The sequence below is a fragment of the Pseudidiomarina terrestris genome (genome assembly GCF_030466405.1).
GTDB lineage: Bacteria > Pseudomonadota > Gammaproteobacteria > Enterobacterales > Alteromonadaceae > Pseudidiomarina > Pseudidiomarina terrestris.
Map to the genome: position 1 here is coordinate 202,610 of NZ_JAGGJF010000001.1, position 17,732 is coordinate 220,341.

Below are 17,732 nucleotides of genomic sequence, written 5' to 3' on the forward strand. Positions count from 1 at the left end.
GTTAATTTATAAAGGTTAAACGGTTTACCAGCCCAGCTCTTGATATTGAAACACGTTGCTCAAGCCGCATTTTTAAACATTTTTGACAAGTTTTTGACGCATCATTGGGTTTTGCTTCAAACCAATATTCCCTGTGTTCGGTTTCTGCGAAAGATACACTACACCAATCAAAATAACCCATATCGGAAGGCGACGAAGTACATCACCTCCGATGACGTACATGAGAATTGCGAACAAAGCACCCACCAGTAAAAAATCAGTTCTTACCAAGTAAAATATCTTAATGAATAAAGCAGATAGCAACAGTACCCCAACAATTCCCCCTTGCAAGAAAACTGTCAGCACACTATTGTGGGCGTCGGAAAATCCAGACGCATATGGTGCATGAGAGCCCGGGCCGTACCCTACCAGAAAACTCTGCAAGCCATGATAGAAACTATTTGAATAGAGCATCTCCCTAGCATTACCACCGTCATTTTCAGTAAAAAAATTTGAGGTTAAAGACAAAATCTCATCTGCGTGCGTCGAAACTCCGATCATCAAGAGAATTGCAAAAAAGCCAAAACTGATCAAGTTATAATAGAGACTTCCTCTCCCCTTTGGCCTATATGAGATAAATAGCGCAACAGAGACCACCCCTCCGACAACGACTCCCATCATCGCCTTCGTCGAACCACTTTCTATTGCCATTCGAGCAAAGAGTAGGCCCATAAAAATGACAAAAGCCCTCACAATCGCCTTATTACTCCATCCAAAAAGGGCAAACATCACAAACGCCATAGCACAAGTAATACTGGCAACTTGGTGCACATTCTCAACCAGTGGCGAAAAAAATTGATGATACCTAAGACTTAAGCCAAAAATGGATGGAGTAAATAAACTTAATAAGTACAAAACTGCAAATATCCCTCCCCACATTAAAAAGAGATTACGAAAAAATTTTTGAGCCTCACCTTCTGGGAAAAGTTTTGAGTCAGACAACATCACGACTGTAAATAAAACAAATATATATGATGCGAAATCAAAAAGACCCGTCCCAGACCTACCACTAATGAAGTCAAAGACAAACGCGTTTACGAACAAGCCTAGCATTGAGACAAAAAGAAAAGCGCACCAAAATAGGACGATAGGCTTTATCAATTTATTTACAGAGAGCTGCCCTCGGTTCAAAAAAAGATACAGTATTGCGCCAGCACAAATTAAAACCTCTCCAATTCCGATGAAGCTGAACCTCAATGAGGTGAAGGGTATGAACAAAAAGGCGATCAACAATATTTTTCTTACAAACCCATGACTAATCATTCTTCTTGTTTCCAAATGGGGCTTGAATGCTAGACTCCAGTGCTTTTCTTAAATTGTACACGGTTCGCTCAAAGCTAAAGTCATTTACAGTGTTTTGGTATTCAAGATCTACAACGCCGGTTTTAAGTTTTTTGTCGATGAGATTCTCTAGCCATTCTACCAGTAAACTTAAACGATCAGGTTGCATTGTCTCGTAGCAAAATCCGGCTCCAACATCATCGATTACTTTCTTGATTTCGCTATCCGGAAGGTTACCGCTGACTATCCCCAAGACCGGTTTTCTTAGCATAAAGAACTCAAAAACTTTTCCTGTTAAGATTCCCTGGTCCTCATTAGTATTCCAAGTAGCAACAACACAAAGATCTGATGCATTTTGAAGAGCTAAGGATTCACTACGACTAACCACGCCATGATCAACTATTGAATTATCAAAACCCCATTGACAACAAAGCTCACGAAACAAACGACCTTCATGCCCGGCATAATGAAACTCAATCGATTCGGCGGCGTAATGCTTTCTTTCTATAATAGTTTTAATGGATGAAAACAGTGGAGTGATGTCTCTCTTTCCACCGTACAATGAACCTGTGTAAATTATCTTAAATCTATTATTCTTTTCGAGATGAAGTTCCCCAATTAACGAACGATCATCTGGGTCGTACCCATTATTCAAAATAATACTATCTTTACCGAGTCCCCAATTTTCATTTTGACCAAGGATCATATTTTTAACACCGTTTGAGGCGAATATGGCAAAGGATGACTGCTCTACTAAGTAACTCTGAATTCTTCGTTTTACACCAATTCCCTGACTTTTCCCGTAACTTAAGGGATCTCGAAAATCAAGGATTAAAGCGCCTGACATTCCCATACGCTTAAGCATCAAACCGCAAAAAGGTGACGCAAGACTAGGGTAGCTGGTAAAAATTGCATCAAACTTCTCATGCGACATATTACGTTTTACGTATCGCCGCACCTGTATCATCCAATCAAAAGCTTTTAACAAAGTATAAAGGAATTGGGTGGCTTGTTTTACCTTGGAAAAAGTTCCTCCACTGGACGATTTGGATTTAACAGTCCCCACTGCTGACTGACTACCTACAGCTTTAACTCTTGCCCTCAAGAATAATCGTCGAAATAATGAACTTTGGTCAATTATTTTCCAGCGCATCGATGCTAGAGAGGGAAAATTTAAGCTTTCGTCACGAGATGACCATGGTGCAGGTGCTAAAGACAAAATTGTTAAATCATCACCGTATCTTTCTAGATATTTTGCGAACTTAGTAATACGAACTGAACCTATCGCTTGTTCCGGATAAAATGCCGTTACTACAAATAATATTTTCAATTTAAGGCCTTGTGAATCATTCTGAGAAGCACAGCTTCAGGCGCATTTAAAGGTATCTCTTGCCATCGACCTAGCCTGTCAAAATGGCCTCCAGACTGCGAAAGTGCGGCATGCGAGAAGCCATAGCTCGTTTCTAAAATAAGTGGCTGACCGGTCTTAGGATCACAGATCATATCGAAACCGGCACAATCCGAACGCATAGCGTCAGATGCTCGAAATGCCGTATTTATTAGATCTTGAGTAATGAACGTTCGATCATAAAATAAATCACCTCCTCCTGAGGCCCTGAAATCACCTTTTCGAACGCTTCGTCCAATAAAACTCAACTGATCACCAATCACCACAACTTTAAGATCGTAATCAACCCCCGGGATAAACTCTTGAAGATATACGTATCCTCGCTCTCTTCCTCGTCCGGCGGCTAGCCTCCTTGAAAAAAGAAATTCAGGAGCCCTTTTTATTCGTGCCACAACATCTTTAAACGATCTAGACGATGAGACGTTCGACTTAATTTTGAAAAGTGCGCTGGGCTTACTGTTCAGTCCACGGCCAAACATCCGTTTCGCGTACGTCTTCAGATCGCCCTCGTTTTTTATAAGGATTACATTACTCGCACCTGAACCAGAGCGAAGCTTAGCAACCACTGGAAAATCGCCAACTAAATTGATCCAGTTTTCAACCGCTAACATGCTGTACAAAGAATAATTTTTTGGCGACGGTAAGTTTAAGCCTTCCAAAAGTTGGGCTTGAAGCACTTTATCGTCAAAGTGCCAATTATCTGAATGGTCAGGAAAAACTCTACACCCTGACTCTTTTAAAGCAGCAAGTATCCCGGGCGCAAATCTCATTTCATCGTTTGAGTAATGACTATAATGCCATAGCACCACGTCATGCTTACTGAGAGCGGCAAAAGAATCTAACTCTCTCCAATCAATCAGTTCATGATTGATTTTATGGTCCCTACACACTTTAAGCCACTCATCACTCCATGAGCCACTATGATGACCATGAAAATCAGATTTAACAATTGCAACGGATAAATCTTTCACTGTTTTGCTCCCAACCTTGAAAGCTGGTTCACGAATTTTATTCGGTAGTTTTTAGCATTCCGTCGTGCTGCGAACATAATCCCTAGTGAATTAAAGTTCAAACGTTTTATGTACCACTTAAAATTTCTCATATTACGGCGGCTATCGATATATTCATTGATTTTATTGGTTCTCTCGACATCGTAATCTTTCGAACCAGCTTTTTTTAATGCATTCGAATAAGGACTCATATTAAAGTCAAAAACCTGATCACCGACAAGCATTTCTTTTTCAGCCAAATAAGTTGGCACGCACATCCAATTAATGATGTTTCCTTCTTTTATTTCGACTGATGCTATAATCCCTGTCTTATTCGCCTCTGATAAAGTAATTAAGGGTTTAGATAAATCTCTTGGGGTGTAAACATCATCAAAAATAAAATTGCCCAGACTGTAAAATATGGGGGAATTTCTAACTAGCTCTGCTCCTTGGACAACATGAGGATGATGTCCGTAATAAATATAATCGAATTGCTCCGCGAGCCCTCGTGCAAACGCAACATCGTGTGAACTTGGTGTGTGAACATGTTCTTGGCCCGAATGAACTGCAAGAATAGGTAGGTAGCCAGATTCGGTAGACTCTCTCATTGCTTCCACGACTTCGTCCACTTCAAGTAAATTCAGTGCTTGATGCGAATTCAGCCAGATGCGAGAAGGGTTAGTATTGTAAGAACAATAACCTAATAGAGCGATTTTCTCACCATCACTTTCAATTCTTATTTGCATCCCCTCAGTTCCAAACCAACTTATTCCAGCCTCATCAAGTAGCCTAATTGTCTGCTTATAAGCCTCAACCCCAAAATCGCCAATATGGTTGTTCGCTAAAGTAACATGTGTAACACCCAAGTATTTGAGAAGTTCGATATTACTCGGATGCGATTTTACATGGGCAGATTTCGAACCGGCTGGTTTTTCCTTATCTGCAAAGGGAGTTTCGAGATTTCCAACGATAACATCATGGCCCGAAAGATATTCGCGGACAACTTTCAATTGTTGCTCAATATTCGAGTTTTTATTTTTGCAATACCGTCCAAACAGAGCGATATCACCTAACATTGCTATTTTCATAACTTCAGCCCTCTGCTAAATCTTTAACCATTATTGACAGAGCAGGTTTACGACTAGCTGAGCAGACTGACCAGTGCCATAAATTGGTTTGCAAACTTCAGGCTCAAAAGATTTATTAATAGACGAAGCTATTAAGTCAGGATCGGCGCCAACCAACCTGTTCCAGCCAGCCTCAACCAACTCAACCCACTCCGTCTGATCTCGCATGATCACACACGGCTTGCCAAAGAAATACGCTTCCTTCTGCACACCTCCTGAATCGGTAGCAATCAATCGACAATTGGCTTCCAACCAGACCATCTCTAAGTAACCAACTGGATCAATTACCCATACATTTTGAGGGGTGTCGATACCATGCTCCACGATTTTTCTCAGAGTTCTGGGGTGCAAGGGTAAAATGATGGATTTACCACTAGCAGCAAGCCCCTGAAAAATATTTGTTAGGCGGTGAGGATCATCGGTGTTTTCTGCACGGTGTATAGTGCATAATATGAAACCGTTGCCACTAATATCTAATTCCGCCGGTAGTTTTGGCTTGCGCGCTTTGTCCTTATAAAACAAAGACGCATCGTACATTACATCACCAACCATCTTGATCTTGGCTTCAGAAAAACCCTCGCTAATAAGGTTTTTCCGGCCGGATGCTGATGGAACGAATAATATTTCAGCAATGTGGTCAGTAAGAACCCGGTTGATCTCTTCCGGCATTCTGCGATTGAAGCTACGCAAACCAGCCTCTACATGTGCCACAGGAATATGTAACTTAGCCGCAGCCAGCGCGCCAGCAAGGGTGCTATCCGTATCACCATAGACTAAAACCCACTGAGGCCGTATTTCCATCATAAGGTCTTCAAGTTTTTCGATCATACGGCCGGTATTTTGACCATGAGTGCCGCCGCCTACACCTAAGTTGTAATCCGGCTTTGGAATCTCAAGTTCACTAAAAAAAACCTCAGACATGTTCGCATCATAATGCTGACCAGTATGTACTATGATTTCCCGCACATCTGGCCGATGTTCTTTAAAAGCCCTGGAGACTACAGCAGCTTTAATAAATTGAGGCCGTGCGCCTATGATCGTGAGAACTTTCATCTAAATGAGTCCTTGTTATATGCCTATATTTTTTTGAGAGCGGATATCTGAAAACGTTTGATATGATCATGTGGATGCAATATTCAAGGTTTTACGTATGAGCCAAAATTTGAGGGCGGCACTGATTGCGTAAGCTAGACTTGTGGCCGATGCAGCTCCAATCATGCCATAATCAGGAATAAGAGCTAGATTACCAACGATGTTAATCGAAACAACCACAAGTGCCGCGTACATATTCCACTCAGGTTTTCCTGCCGCGGCGATACAATTGGATTGAATGCGCTCACCCGCACCAGCTATTATTCCCGGCAAAAGCCATATGAAAACCGGCCAGGATTCCTGAAACTCATGTCCAAATAGAGGGCTAATCAACCAATATAACGCGCCAGCCGCCATTATTCCGACCATTGTGGTTACCCCTGCCACGAACCAAAAACCTCGGTTAGTTAGGGCTAATCTAGCCTCTGGTGCTTTATGCATTGCTGAAAGTCGTGGTAGTAGGACCGTGCTAGCAGCCTGAGAAAGCATCCAAAGTTTCTCTGCGATTTGCACAGCTATTACATATAAGCCTGTAGATGTCGGCGTCAAAAACAAATTTACAAGAAAGATATCAGCACGGTAATTTACGAATGATAATATATTCGAGAGATGCGCTTTCCAGCCATAACTGAGCGTTTTTCTGCTATAACTTCCCAGAGAAAGTTTCTCAAACCGCTGATTATCAAACTTACTACTATCATTTCTCAGCAAAGTCAGCACCAGAGTCAACCCGGCTAACTGTCCAGCGATGTAAGCAACCATTGCTCCAACCACGCCAAAATCAAGAAGGTAAATTGTTATAATTACCCCGAAAAGATTAACGTAAGGAGGTATTAAAACCGTTAGGTTGAAAGCTTTAAAGTTTTCAAGTCCTTGAAGAATGGTATTCACATAGGCAACTAGTAAAGTCAATGGAAAACTTATTAAACCGAGATAAAGCAACGCTTTGGGAACACCTGGAAATATAGACTCTCTCCAAAACGCAATTGTAACTAAACCCGCCCCGATCCCAACGACTGATATTACCAATGCAATATTCAAATTACCAGCTAGAGCGTGCCGTACCGAGAGTTCACCCCGGCTCACAAAATAGACTGTTGCGGGTCCAACTCCTAAGTTAAGAAAAGTTGCTAATAGTGTTGGTAATAGGATCGCCATCGCATAGAAGCCATTCCCCTCAGGGCCTAGCTCTCGAGCAATAAGGACAACCAGCATGAACTGTGCAAAAGCTGCTAGCAGTTGCCGGATCAGGGTCATCCCGATGTTTCGTCTGATAGGGGACGAGGAAATACTTAATTTAACTCGTGCCAAGACGTTATTCAAAAAGTATTCTCACCAAATTCAAGGAGGACTCGTTCATATTCTTTTGTTAACTGCTCTGCGACTGCTTGACCAGAGAATCGAAGCTTCGCTCTATTCGCAATTTCCGTGGAACTAAAGCCTTTTATATTACATCCAACTTCCAGCATCCCTTTTGACAAAGCTTTAGGGTCATTAGGTGGCACCAAAATACCATCTCCATCACCAACAATACACTCAGGTCCGCCACATCGAGTGGCGACAACAGGCAAGCCCCCCATCAAAGCTTCTGCAGCAACAACTCCAAAGGTTTCGTAGTGGCTAGATATCACCATGACATCAGCTATTTGTAATAACTCCGGTACTTTATCTGGTTCAACTAGGCCGAGAAATTTAATTTTTTGTTCCAAACTTAGGTTTTGTGCAAGCTTATTCAATTCAGAACGAATCGGCCCATCCCCTGCGAACCAGAGTTCAGCTGCAAGCCCCGATTCTATAACTTGTTCAAACGCTTTTATGAGATCCTTCTGTCCTTTATTCTCTGTCATCAATGCCAAGTTTAAAAATATCAAAGGTCGAGCATCATTATCCGGCCTGCAACGGCTCCTAAACCTATCAGCCACAACGTTTGGTATCCATTTCCACGCTAGATCTAAATTCGGTAACTTTTCGGAAAGAAGCTCTCCCAAAGCCGGACTGACCGAAATACAAAGTTGAGAGGCCTTCGCAGATCTTGACGCCAAACTCAGTTGCCATTTCATATAGATATTACGAGCAAAAGCACTACTATGCTCAGTCAACACAACTGGAATTTGCCATTCATTCCCGATTCTGACCGCAGCAGCTCCTCCTAGTATTAGAGAATGTGCGTGAATAACGTCAGGTTTACCATGTTCACGAACGTAATCTCGCATTAGCTTTCGCGCTGTCTTTGTAAATAGCCAATAGTTTCCATAAGGAACCTTGGGGATCGCTGCTAGAACTCTCTTTCTGTAAGTGAACAAATTGCTATCATTTTCGAAATAGGGATAAGTCTTCTCACTTCCGAACCTGAACAATTCTTTTAGTGATTTCAATTGCGGCGAAATAACTCCTACTGTATGCCCATATCTAGATAATGCGAGGGCTTGGTCACGGAAAAAAACACCGCTTACATCCCCTTCTCTTTTCGGATACCAAGAAGGCAAAAGAAGAATATGCATCTCGATCTAAACTAACCTGAGCGCTTTTACAGTGGCAATCTGATTGGATTTTAATAAATACGGATGCATGGGCAAACTCAATACTTTTTTTGCTATCGCATCGCCTGCAGGCAAAACCGCATTTAAATCCATAACGGCTGGTTGTTGGTTCAAGGGGATTGGGTAATGTACCGCACTAGGAATTCCTTCTTCTTTTAACTGCTGTTGAAGATATTCGCGGTTTTCAACTTCTATCGTATACTGTGCCCAGGCACTAAAATTGTGAGCCTCTACGAAAGGAATTCGAAACCTCGCATCACTAACCAAGAGTTGATCATATTGTTCTGCAATCTCCTGACGCAATTTCATCTCCCTAGGAAATATCTCCAACTTAGGTAATAATATCGCGGCCTGAAAGGTATCCAAACGACTATTCACACCCACACGAATATGATGATAGCGACGATCCTGACCATGCCTAGCGATCTGCCTCATTACTAAAGCTAATTCGTCATCGTTCGTAAAAATCGCCCCTCCATCACCATAACAACCTAAGGGCTTACTAGGGAAAAAACTAGTACAAGCTATGGTACTCAAATTGCATGACTTACGACCTTTATAGGTCGCGCCGAAACTCTGAGCCGCATCTTCAATAACTGGGATACCGTGCTTATTTGCAATCTCATTGATAGCGTCAAAATCAGCACACTGTCCGTACAGGCTAACAGGAATAATGGCTTTTGTTCGGGGTGTTATCGCCGCTTCCAGTAGATTAGGATCAAGATTATAAGTTCTTGAATCGATATCGACATAAACGGGTTTTGCTCCCAACAGAGCGACGGTTTCTGCAGTTGCGATATAGGTGAACCCCGGAGTGATAACTTCGTCTCCGGGCCCTATTCCTAAGCTCATTTGCGCAATTTGCAGTGCATCAGTCCCATTAGCAACAGCAATACAATATTTTGCGCCCGTGTACTCAGCTAGCCTCTCTTCAAGCTCTTGCACTTCTGGACCTAGAATATATTTTCCGTGTGCAAGGACGCGCTGAATTGCAGCATCAATTTTATCTTTAATCAACGCTTGTTGAGCAGCTAAATCAATAAACTCCATTATTTATCACCTGCCTGCGAATCGGAGCGTGTTAACTCATTGCCGTCCAATGTGTAACGATCGCCAGTTCGTTTACAAAATGCTTCTCCTTGTCCTGCAACTGGCAGTTCAAGTTGCTCACCAAACTCACTCATCCAACCAATTTGTTTTGCCGGAACTCCGACGACCAGAGCATAGTCAGAAACATCTTTGTTAACTAAAGCACCAGCTCCCACAAAGGCGAACTCCCCTATAGTTACTCCGCAAACTATTGTACAATTAGCTCCCAAAGTCGCGCCACGCTTCACTCGAGTATCAAGGTACTGATCTTTACGCTCTATTAGAGAGCGTGGGTTATAGACATTGGTAAAAACCATACTGGGACCACAGAAGACTCCCTCCTCAAGATAAACATTATCGTAAACAGATACGTTATTCTGGATTTTGCAGCGATCACCGATCTCTACGCTATTACCGACGAAAACATTTTGACCTAACGATACACCTTTACCGATTTTTGCACCGCTGCACACGTGAACAAAATGCCATACGCGACTATCGTCGCCTATTTCTGCGCCTTCGTCGACTATCGCTGATTCGTGTTTATAGTAATTCATGGCTCTAGTACCCTTTTTAAAAAAGGGTGGAAATCGCCTTCGAGGGGCGTCAGTTTTGCTGTTCTGATATGAGCAACTGTCTCGATAGCTACTCTGTTTTCCTCTAACCCAAAACCATTACCTTGAAGAATTTGATCATAACTTTGCGTATGTAAATCCGTGAACCCACCTGAAAACTCAACAGACTCTCCATCCGCTATAATCGAGCGATATGTTCGATGACCTGAAGCTCTTAAGTCTTGGGGAATATCGTTTGAGTCTATTGATAAAAACCAGCGGACCCGGGCATTCTCGTATTCAAGATAACCTGCTGCCTTTGTAGCCGACGAGTGGTGAACTCTATTTTCTTGAAGCCTGCCAAATACATAATGGAGCATGTCATAAAAGTGCACACCAATATTCGTTGCAATACCACCTGACTTCTTGTCATCTCCTTTCCAAGATTGCAAATACCAGTGGCCTCTCGAGGTAATATAGGTTAAATCAACTTCGATTTTTTTACCTCGGCTACTGTTGGTGACTTTGTTTCTTAACGCAATAATCGACGGGTGAAGCCGGAGCTGCAGAATTGTATTGACCTTACGCTCCGACTCTCTTTCTATTTCAATTAGGCCATCTATATTCCAAGGGTTTAACACTAAAGGTTTTTCACAAATAGCATCAGCGCCCGAGCGCAGAGCAAATCTCATATGAGAGTCATGAAGATAGTTTGGCGAACAAATCGAAACGTAATCGACCGCACGCCCCTTATTGACCCGTCTCAATTTGTCTATGTGTCGATCAAATCTTTCAAACTCAGTGAAAAAGTCAGCATCTGGAAAGTAACTATCGATAATACCCACAGAGTCATTTGTGTCTAACGCTGCTATCAATTGATTGTTGGTGTCTTTGATTGCTTTCATGTGTCTAGGCGCAATATAACCAGCTGCACCGATCAATGCGAAATTCTTCATTAAATCTATCCTACGAAATTAATTACAAAGATTTAGACTGGAAGTGGACGGTTTGAGACCAAATAGTCATTAAGAAATGTTTCTTACATACCAAGGCATGGCCTCGTATATACCTTCTAAGATTCGATGAGTAGGAACAAAGCCGAGCTGTTCTGTCGCCTTTGAAATATCAGCTTGAGAGTGACGAACATCGCCAGGACGAAAGTCTCGATATACTGCCTTATCGCTGTAGTCAATCCTATTCTCCCGAAGTGCACTTCTAATTCCTTCCAATAACTCATTGAGTGTCGTGCGATCCCCTAAAGCCATATTATAGACCTCATCCTTCGCTTCTAATTTCGCTGTCGCAGCAAGGACATTCAATTGAACTGCGTTCGCCACGTAGGAGAAATCACGACTGGTTTCGCCATCACCATTTATAAATACTCCTTCACCTTTTATCATTGCTGCCGTCCACTTGGGAATAACAGCTGCATAGGCACCATGTGGATTTTGCCGAGGGCCGAACACATTAAAATACCTTAAACCAATGGTTTTAAATCCATAAACGCGCGCAAATACATTGGCATATAACTCGTTGACATACTTAGTAACGGCATATGGTGAAAGCGGATTACCAATATTTTCTTCAACTTTTGGCAATGCTGGGTGGTCACCATACGTAGAGCTACTTGCTGCATAAGTAAAACTATCAACGTCTGCATCTTTCGCAGCAACTAACATATTCAAGAAGCCATCAATGTTGCTCTTGTTAGTATTTATCGGGTCATCAATAGACCGCGGTACTGAACCTAAAGCAGCTTGATGAAGAACAAAATTGACATAACCCTCAGACGAGTGCTCTAGAACTACTTTACAGGTTTCTAGGTCACAAATATCGCCTTCGACGAACTCGAAGCGCTGCCACTGTTCCGAGCTCACGCTCTCTTTCACCTCGTCCAAATTACGCTTAAAACCAGTAGAAAAATTATCAAGTCCGACAATATACTGATTCAACTTTAGCAGTGCCTCAAGCAAATTCGAGCCGATAAAGCCTGCAACACCGGTAATGAGCCATACCTTCGGTTCAGTTAAGAGTTGTTGTTTTACTTCATCATATTTGGTCATGCGATTTTTTCTGGTTGCCATTTCAGCATTATTTTGCTTTCTGCTAATCATTTGATGTCATTACAGGCGGATATCGGCTGTGCCATTGGGTAAAATATATTTTAGATCGTAAACAACATATTCTGGTTTGGTCACTTCTTTTAACCCACTTACACCCATCTGCTTGAACTGATTATGGGCAACAGCGATGACCACCCCGTCATAAACGCCTTTCTCTAGCTGAGCGGCAGTTGTAACACCGTATTCATGCTGCGCTTCTTCAGTATCAACCCATGGGTCATATACATCCACATCTATACCGTATTCTCTTAATTCATAGATAATATCGACCACTTTGGTGTTACGGATATCAGGGCAATTCTCTTTAAAGGTTAGCCCCATAATCAAAACGCGTGCGCCTTTTACCGTAATGCCTTTCTGCAGCAATGCTTTAACGAACTCTGACGCGACATAGCGGCTCATGTTGTCGTTAATTCGACGCCCAGCCAGAATCATTTCCGGATGGTAACCAATGGATTCCGCTTTATGTGTCAGGTAGTAGGGATCAACGCCTATGCAGTGACCGCCAACAAGTCCCGGGCGAAACGGTAAGAAGTTCCATTTAGTTCCAGCTGCTTTTAGCACAGCCTCTGTATCGATATTCATTCGATTGAAAATCATCGCTAATTCGTTGATTAGCGCAATATTCACATCGCGCTGGGTGTTTTCGATGACTTTTGCTGCTTCAGCTACTTTAATGCTTGGTGCTTTGTGGGTGCCCGCGGTAATAATTGATGCGTACAAGCTATCTACAAAATCTGCGATTTCAGGTGTTGAGCCCGAGGTCACCTTAAGAATAGTTGTCACCCGGTGTTCTTTGTCACCTGGGTTAATGCGCTCCGGACTATAACCTGCGTAGAAATCTTCATTGAATTTCAGCCCTGAGACTCTCTCAAGTATAGGTACACAATCGTCCTCTGTCGCACCTGGGTAGACTGTCGACTCATAGATAACGATATCGTCTTTTTTAAGCGTTTTACCAATAGTTTCTGAAGCTTTGATAAGCGGCGTCAGATCAGGCTGCTTAAATTTGTTGATCGGCGTTGGTACGGTAACGATGTAAATGTTTGCCTGTTCTAAGTCTGACGCATCGGCGCTGTAGCTAAGCTGTGTTGCTTGTTTGAGCTCTTCGGGTTCGACTTCGAGGGTGTGGTCATAGCCTTCATTAAGCTCATTGACGCGTTTTTGATTGATATCAAACCCAACAGTAGGGTACTTCTTGCCGAATTCAACAGCTAAAGGCAAGCCGACGTAACCGAGACCGATTACGGCTATTTTAATGTTATTCAGATCCATGAAGGTAGTATCCAGGTTGGAGATTTACGACGTAGAATTTGGTTTATACAGCGCCTTGTTGGAGGTTTTGGTTGGCGCTGTATGAAAGTTTGGTTGTTTATTTTTACATTGCTACCGCGGAAGGTTGGGCCCGTACTAGAAGTACGGGCTACCATTAGGCCGGGTTACAAATCATGCATTATCAGATTTGTAGCTGTAGCCGTAGTGATAGCCATAGCCATAACCGTAGTAACCACCGGCACGGCGCTCAACACCGTTCAGAATCACACCGCGCACGGTCACCCCGTTCTGATCAAAACGTTTAACAGTTGCGGCTACTTCTTTCGCTGGGGTTTCGCCGAAACGTGCGACAAGCAGTGTCGTTCCCGCATAACGCCCCACAATCGAGGCGTCGGTGACGGCCAGAATAGGTGGCGTATCAATCAGCACGTAATCGTAGTACTCGTTAACTTTATCCAGCATTTTTTCCATGCGCGGATGCATCAATAGCTCTGATGGATTCGGTGCTGCGGTACCACGCGCGACAAAATGCAGGTTGTTGATTTGAGTCTTATGAATAATGGTCGAGAGGTTATTTTTATCAACCTCGCCGCCGTCTTGGGTTTTCTGCACGCTCGCTAAGAAATCCGACAAGCCGTAGTTATTCTCGACACCAAACTGAAAGTGCAGATAGCCGCGGCGGATATCGCCGTCAATCACCAGCACTTTTTGTCCGGCCTGCGCCAGTACTGCCGCTAAGTTAGCGGTGACAAAGCTCTTACCCACACCAGGAGCAGGCCCTGAAATCATAATGACCTTGTTCTGCGCTTCTAACATGGCAAAATGCAAGCTGGTGCGTAGGCCGCGTAGCGCTTCAATCGCTAAATCGGCAGGGTCTTCCAGTGCCAAAAACGGTAAGTCACGTTTCACCGACTCTTTGGCGGTCAGTTTACCCAGCTTAAAGTTCAAATCTTTCTGTACCGGCGACAGCGGAATGGATGCGTACACGTTTACGCCAATCTCTTCCAGCTGCTCCGCCGACTCCACCCCACGGTTAAGCGCTGCCATTAAAAACACATAGCCAACGCTCACCATACCGCCGAGCATGGTCGCTAACACCACAATCAGGCTCTTCTTCGGTGCCACCGGCGTTGGATTCGTCACAGCTTCGTCAAGAATACGCACGTTGCCCACGGTACCGGCTTTGAGTACGTTCAGCTCCTGCATACGGTTAAGTAGCTGCACGTAGATTTCCTGTGACACTTCCACGTCCCGAGCTAAGCGCAGCACTTCCTGCTGGGTTTCCGGCAGATCGCCGACCTGCTCGTTGATTTGCTCTTGCTCTTGTTGCAGCTGTGCTTTTTGCTCAAGCAGTGACTGATAGGTCGGATGCTCACGCGTATACAAACGCGACAGTTCTTTTTCTTTTAACTCAAGTTCGTTCAGACGCTTTTCGATTTCAACCACGCGCTCCAGCAGGCTGGCGGTTTCGATGGAAAGATCCACTGACTGGCTTTGCAGGCGATAGGTGTTTAACTTGTTTTCTGCCGCAGTCAGGTTTGCTCTGACGGTCGGGATCTCACGTTCAATGAACTGTAAGCTGTTCTCTGCTTCCGCGGCGTTGCGGCGGATATTCTGTAACATGTATTCCTGGGCAACAGCATCGAGTACTGTCTCAGCATATTCACGGTCTGTGTGCTGAAAACTGACACTAAGAATACCTGTTTGCTTGCCCCGTTCGTTCACCGACAGACCGCCTTGCACCGACTTGATCACTCCCAAACGGCTGGCCTTGCGTAAAATAAACGTATCCGTATCTGTCAGCACCACATCGTTAATCATTAGCTCAAAGCCATCAAGCACCGCCAGCTGGCCGACTTTACCGGCAATCAGCAAATCACCGTCTTCATTACGTACGTCGTAGCCAAGACCGTTCTCCGCAAACTCCAGCTGCAACGGCTGCCCTTCATAACCACGCGGTACCATAAACTGGGTGATGCTGACTTCGTCTTGTCCTGGCGAACGACGGGCCAGCCATTCGCCGATGATCGGCATATAATCCGGCGTCACGTGATTGGTCAGCTTCAGCTGGTCAACCACCGCACCCACCACCATGCGCGATTTCATGATTTCGATTTCCGTCGCCGCCTGGCTTTCGCTGGTGAACATCTCACCAAACTCACCACCTAAAGCTGGCAGGCCGCTCGATTTCTCTTCTACCTGCAACAAGGCATCGGCCTGATAGACCGGCGTGCTCAGCATTGCGTACAGCACGCCGAACACCATAAACACGAAGGTCACGCCGATGATCAACCAGCGGCGATCGATCAGCATGCCAAAAAGACGACCGAGATCAATCTCGTCGTCGCCGCGCCGTTGTGCGACTAAGTCGGGTTTATTCGTGTTCACAGTCTTGTTTTCCATTCGTTACAGCTCTTCTCGATAAGTTCAAAAACGTGTTGATAGACATCGTCGCTACGACGATAAGGATCGGGAATTTCTTTGCCTTTGCCAGTTCCGCCCTGGGCGTCGAGCCAATGCCCCAGCAGCATGGTTTTGGCGTGGGCTTCGGGGTAGCGCTTGGCAATATGGCTGCGGTGCTCGTTTTCCATCACCAGAATGAGGTCGTAGTTACTGATGAGCTCGCGGGTCAGTTGCTGGGCTTCGTGGACGTCGAACTGGTGGCCGTTTTTAGCGGCGATGTCGCGCGCTTTGGCGTCCATGTCCCAGCCTTTGCGATCGCCTTCTTTTTCGACCATGGCGGTGATGCCGGCGCTGTCGATCTGTTTATCGGGCAGCGTCTGTTGCAATATAAATTTTGCAGTGGGGCTGCGGCAGATGTTGCCGAGGCAGACCACGAGTATACGGTTAAACATGGCTTCCTAACTTGTAGCCCGTAGTTCTACTACGGGTTTAATTCTAACGTGTCGCGATGGTTGTTTTAGCACACACCGAGGTAACGGGTGGTTGGACCCGTAATAGAATTACGGGCTACCCAATCACGAGCAGGGAGCGAAGCGACCGTACGAACAGCGCAGCGTACGAATAACGAATAACGCTCTTGCCTTTAATTCGAAATCTCGTCGCTAAAGCGTCCTACACTGTATAGGCCTGTCACAGACGGAAGTAATTGGCTAATCACACGGTTCCAACGGCTGATTGGCGCAGCGGTCACGTATACGATGTCACGCTGCTGCAGCTCGAACTGCTCGGCCATGACCAGGGCGACTGCGTTTTCGGCGTTGAGCTGATACACCTTGGCGATTTTGCCGGAATCAGCTTCTGCACCACGGATCACGAAAATACCTGACACATCAGCACTAAGCTCTTGCCAGCCACCAGCATCAGCTAAAGCTTCTGCAAGCGTGATGCCCGACTGACCAATCATGTACGACTTCGGCTCACGTACCTCGCCTAATACGAAAATCTTGTTATCATCGTTACGCGCCACATGCACCACATCATTGGTTTGCAGCAGAATGTTCTGGTCGGTATTGCCGGACTGATACAGCTCGCGCAGATTAAAGTCTAATTTGCGATCGCCACGGGTTAAGGTGACCCGGTTCCAGTTGGCGGCTTCACTTAAACCACCGGCTGCGTTGACCGCTTCAATCAAGGTCATCGGCACGTTGGTCACAGGCACTGTGCCTGGCTGGTTCACTGCACCTGTTACGTACACGCGCTGGCTGCGAAAGGCTGCGACCGTCACGTCCACCTGTGGGCTTTCGATGTATTTGGCCAGACGGCGGGTGATCATGTCACGGATTTCAGTGACCTTCATGCCAGCGACTTCGACTTCGCCAATGTACGGGTAGAAAATAGTACCGTCGTTGTGCACCCAGTTACCGGCTTCTTCGGCGCTACGCATCGAGCCTGCGGGAATCGTCAGTTCCGGGTGGTTCCACACGGTAATATTGAGGATATCGCCACGACCTACGGTGTAGTCGTAGTTGCTGCGCGCTTGCTCTAGGGCACTGTTAAATGCCGGCTTAGATGGCTTTTGCGCTAATTCCGACAGCAACATCGGTGAGATCTGATACAAATCCACCAGTTTCATCAGCTCGGCTTCGCTAAATTCCTGCTCGTAGGCATTGCGGTTATCGTCGCTAAACAAGCCGCCGCTGCTGTCATCAGGAATATGCCCGCCCGGCGCTAACGAACAGCCGCCTAGCAATAAGGTGAGGAGTGTGACTGCCATTACTTGTGGTTTTAATATGCTTGTCATGGTGCGTTCCT

The 17,732-nt window shown here is 44.8% G+C and carries 15 protein-coding genes; all 15 read right to left on the bottom strand.

What is annotated here, in order from left to right; all coding sequences use genetic code 11:
• Positions 1-72: 72 nt before the first annotated feature.
• A complete protein-coding gene (locus J6J34_RS00920; RefSeq protein ID WP_301898333.1) occupies positions 73-1,302 on the bottom strand; it encodes an O-antigen ligase family protein in 1,230 nt (409 codons plus the stop codon).
• Positions 1,295-2,650, bottom strand: coding sequence for a glycosyltransferase family protein (locus J6J34_RS00925; protein WP_301898334.1), 1,356 nt, complete (start codon positions 2,648-2,650; stop codon positions 1,295-1,297). Before J6J34_RS00925 ends, J6J34_RS00920 begins: the two co-directional genes overlap by 8 nt.
• Positions 2,647-3,699: an ATP-grasp domain-containing protein gene (locus J6J34_RS00930; RefSeq protein ID WP_301898335.1), complete on the bottom strand. Its 1,053-nt coding sequence runs from the start codon at positions 3,697-3,699 to the stop codon at positions 2,647-2,649. Before J6J34_RS00930 ends, J6J34_RS00925 begins: the two co-directional genes overlap by 4 nt.
• Positions 3,696-4,805 carry a CapA family protein gene (locus J6J34_RS00935; RefSeq protein WP_301898336.1) on the bottom strand — a complete coding sequence of 370 codons (1,110 nt, stop codon included), beginning with the start codon at positions 4,803-4,805 and terminating at the stop codon, positions 3,696-3,698. The genes J6J34_RS00930 and J6J34_RS00935 overlap by 4 nt, the downstream gene beginning before the upstream one ends.
• A gap of 30 nt (positions 4,806-4,835) precedes the next feature.
• On the bottom strand, positions 4,836-5,897 hold the full coding sequence (gene wecB / locus J6J34_RS00940) for a non-hydrolyzing UDP-N-acetylglucosamine 2-epimerase (RefSeq protein WP_301898337.1): 1,062 nt from the start codon (positions 5,895-5,897) through the stop codon (positions 4,836-4,838).
• 66 nt (positions 5,898-5,963) lie between these two features.
• Complete coding sequence (locus J6J34_RS00945; protein WP_335342623.1) at positions 5,964-7,259, bottom strand: flippase; 1,296 nt, start codon at positions 7,257-7,259, stop codon at positions 5,964-5,966.
• On the bottom strand, positions 7,256-8,437 hold the full coding sequence (locus tag J6J34_RS00950) for a glycosyltransferase (RefSeq protein ID WP_301898338.1): 1,182 nt from the start codon (positions 8,435-8,437) through the stop codon (positions 7,256-7,258). The genes J6J34_RS00945 and J6J34_RS00950 overlap by 4 nt, the downstream gene beginning before the upstream one ends.
• A 6-nt stretch (positions 8,438-8,443) precedes the next feature.
• A complete protein-coding gene (locus J6J34_RS00955) occupies positions 8,444-9,526 on the bottom strand; it encodes a DegT/DnrJ/EryC1/StrS family aminotransferase (protein WP_301898339.1) in 1,083 nt (360 codons plus the stop codon).
• Complete coding sequence (locus J6J34_RS00960) at positions 9,526-10,122, bottom strand: acyltransferase (RefSeq protein WP_301898340.1); 597 nt, start codon at positions 10,120-10,122, stop codon at positions 9,526-9,528. Before J6J34_RS00960 ends, J6J34_RS00955 begins: the two co-directional genes overlap by 1 nt.
• A complete protein-coding gene (locus J6J34_RS00965; protein WP_301898341.1) occupies positions 10,119-11,075 on the bottom strand; it encodes a Gfo/Idh/MocA family protein in 957 nt (318 codons plus the stop codon). The genes J6J34_RS00960 and J6J34_RS00965 overlap by 4 nt, the downstream gene beginning before the upstream one ends.
• A gap of 69 nt (positions 11,076-11,144) precedes the next feature.
• Positions 11,145-12,182: an NAD-dependent epimerase/dehydratase family protein gene (locus J6J34_RS00970; protein WP_301898538.1), complete on the bottom strand. Its 1,038-nt coding sequence runs from the start codon at positions 12,180-12,182 to the stop codon at positions 11,145-11,147.
• A 60-nt stretch (positions 12,183-12,242) separates the two neighbouring features.
• Positions 12,243-13,517 carry a Vi polysaccharide biosynthesis UDP-N-acetylglucosamine C-6 dehydrogenase TviB gene (tviB, locus tag J6J34_RS00975; protein WP_301898342.1) on the bottom strand — a complete coding sequence of 425 codons (1,275 nt, stop codon included), beginning with the start codon at positions 13,515-13,517 and terminating at the stop codon, positions 12,243-12,245.
• A gap of 171 nt (positions 13,518-13,688) precedes the next feature.
• Positions 13,689-15,920, bottom strand: a complete 2,232-nt coding sequence (locus tag J6J34_RS00980; protein ID WP_301898343.1) for a polysaccharide biosynthesis tyrosine autokinase — start codon at positions 15,918-15,920, stop codon at positions 13,689-13,691.
• Positions 15,902-16,372, bottom strand: a complete 471-nt coding sequence (locus tag J6J34_RS00985) for a low molecular weight protein-tyrosine-phosphatase (RefSeq protein WP_301898344.1) — start codon at positions 16,370-16,372, stop codon at positions 15,902-15,904. Before J6J34_RS00985 ends, J6J34_RS00980 begins: the two co-directional genes overlap by 19 nt.
• Positions 16,373-16,563: 191 nt before the next feature.
• The gene (locus tag J6J34_RS00990; protein WP_301898345.1) at positions 16,564-17,721 is read right to left on the bottom strand and encodes a polysaccharide export protein; all 1,158 of its coding nucleotides are present in this window, start codon (positions 17,719-17,721) and stop codon (positions 16,564-16,566) included.
• Positions 17,722-17,732: the final 11 nt, after the last annotated feature.

What these genes read in the sequence shown, in the direction of transcription:
- J6J34_RS00965 (WP_301898341.1), bottom strand. Translation starts at nt 11,075, where the DNA reads ATGAAGAATTTCGCATTGATCGGTGCAGCTGGTTATATTGCGCCTAGA.
- J6J34_RS00935 (WP_301898336.1), bottom strand. Translation starts at nt 4,805, where the DNA reads ATGAAAATAGCAATGTTAGGTGATATCGCTCTGTTTGGACGGTATTGC.
- tviB (WP_301898342.1), bottom strand. Translation starts at nt 13,517, where the DNA reads ATGGATCTGAATAACATTAAAATAGCCGTAATCGGTCTCGGTTACGTC.
- J6J34_RS00985 (WP_301898344.1), bottom strand. Translation starts at nt 16,372, where the DNA reads ATGTTTAACCGTATACTCGTGGTCTGCCTCGGCAACATCTGCCGCAGC.
- J6J34_RS00980 (WP_301898343.1), bottom strand. Translation starts at nt 15,920, where the DNA reads ATGGAAAACAAGACTGTGAACACGAATAAACCCGACTTAGTCGCACAA.
- wecB (WP_301898337.1), bottom strand. Translation starts at nt 5,897, where the DNA reads ATGAAAGTTCTCACGATCATAGGCGCACGGCCTCAATTTATTAAAGCT.
- J6J34_RS00960 (WP_301898340.1), bottom strand. Translation starts at nt 10,122, where the DNA reads ATGAATTACTATAAACACGAATCAGCGATAGTCGACGAAGGCGCAGAA.
- J6J34_RS00970 (WP_301898538.1), bottom strand. Translation starts at nt 12,182, where the DNA reads ATGACCAAATATGATGAAGTAAAACAACAACTCTTAACTGAACCGAAG.
- J6J34_RS00990 (WP_301898345.1), bottom strand. Translation starts at nt 17,721, where the DNA reads ATGACAAGCATATTAAAACCACAAGTAATGGCAGTCACACTCCTCACC.
- J6J34_RS00950 (WP_301898338.1), bottom strand. Translation starts at nt 8,437, where the DNA reads ATGCATATTCTTCTTTTGCCTTCTTGGTATCCGAAAAGAGAAGGGGAT.
- J6J34_RS00955 (WP_301898339.1), bottom strand. Translation starts at nt 9,526, where the DNA reads ATGGAGTTTATTGATTTAGCTGCTCAACAAGCGTTGATTAAAGATAAA.
- J6J34_RS00920 (WP_301898333.1), bottom strand. Translation starts at nt 1,302, where the DNA reads ATGATTAGTCATGGGTTTGTAAGAAAAATATTGTTGATCGCCTTTTTG.